Here is a 1,420-nt window from a genome sequence, read left to right on the forward strand (position 1 = left end):
ACTTCAACAACATGCTGGCCGTGATCATCAGCGCCATGAACCTCGCCCAGCGCAAGCTGGCGCGCGGCGAGCACGACATCGCACAATTCATCGACGCGGCGATCGATGCCGCGACCCGTGCCGCCAATCTCACGGCCCGGCTGCTCGCCTTCTCGCGTCAGCAGCCGCTGGCGCCGCAGATCGTCGACGCCAACCGCCTGCTGACCGGGATGTCCGACCTGATCCGGCGGGCACTCGGCGAAACCATCCGCATCGAAACGGTGCTGGCGGGAGGCTTGTGGAAAACCCATGCCGACCCGAGCCAGATCGAGAACGCCGTTCTCAACCTGGCCGTCAACGCCCGCGACGCCATGGGCGATGATGGCAAGCTGACCATCGAGACCGCCAACAGCCATCTCGACGACAGCTACGCCGCTGCCCATGCCGAAGTCGCGGCCGGCCAGTATGTGATGATCGCCGTCAGCGATACCGGTTCGGGCATGACCCCCGATGTCATCTCCAAGGCCTTCGAGCCCTTCTTCACCACCAAGGCGGTCAACAAGGGCACCGGCCTGGGGTTGAGCCAGGTGTTCGGCTTCGTCAAGCAGTCGGGTGGCCATGTCAACATCTATTCCGAACCCGGCGAAGGCACGACGATCAAGATCTACTTGCCGCGGTATTTCGGCGCCGAAGAGCCGGCCATGACCACGGGGCGAGGCGACAACACCGCCGCACCGGTCACCGAAACGATCCTTGTCGTCGAGGATGATGCCCGCGTGCGGGTCTCCACGACTGAGGCCATACGCGAACTCGGATACACCGTCATTCATGCAGCGAGCGGCGAGGAAGCGTTGCAGAAACTGGCGGAGAACCCGAACGTCGCCCTGCTGTTCACCGACATCGTCATGCCCGTCATGAACGGCCGCAAGCTGGCGGAAGAGGCCGTTGCCCGCATGCCGCTGCTGAAGGTGATCTTCACCACCGGCTTCACCAGGAACGCGGTGGTCCACAACGGCGTGCTCGACCACGACGTGCATTTCCTCGCCAAGCCCTTCACCATCGAGCAACTGGCGGCGAAACTGCGTGACGTGCTCGGCACGACGCAGGTCGCAGCGGATTGATCACAATCGCTTCAGCCTGACGCAGCCGCACTTCTCCACAGGCCGGGATAATCGACAACGAAGCCGTGCGGCGAGACGTTGAGCGTCTCGTCATAGCCGAACACCGGCGCGGCATAGGCGTAGCGAACGGTGTCGAGACGCCGATAGCTCTGATCGAGGCGCACCAGGCTCAGTTCAGGGAAAGTCAGGTAGGCGGCCGGAGCAGGCGCCGCCTCGCCGATGCCTAGGTCGAACCGGCGGATCGCCAACAGGTTCGATGCCGGTGTGAAGCCAAGATCGACATCGACAAGGCCGTCGACACCCTGCTGGACTTCGCCGTT

At 63.7% G+C, this 1,420-nt stretch carries 2 protein-coding genes; one reads left to right on the plus strand and one right to left on the minus strand.

Annotated features, from left to right (window positions below; genetic code table 11):
- Positions 1-1,100, plus strand: a 1,100-nt coding sequence (locus tag EOC06_RS42465) for an ATP-binding protein (protein ID WP_245469565.1), incomplete at its 5' end; no start/stop codon positions are given.
- Positions 1,101-1,111: 11 nt separating this feature from the next.
- Here the strand turns inward: EOC06_RS42465 and EOC06_RS13435 are convergent.
- On the minus strand, positions 1,112-1,420 hold a 309-nt coding region (locus tag EOC06_RS13435), incomplete at its 5' end, for a putative glycolipid-binding domain-containing protein (RefSeq protein WP_206631186.1).

The organism is Mesorhizobium sp. M7A.F.Ca.MR.362.00.0.0 (assembly GCF_004023175.1).
In the GTDB taxonomy this organism is placed as follows: Bacteria; Pseudomonadota; Alphaproteobacteria; order Rhizobiales; family Rhizobiaceae; genus Mesorhizobium.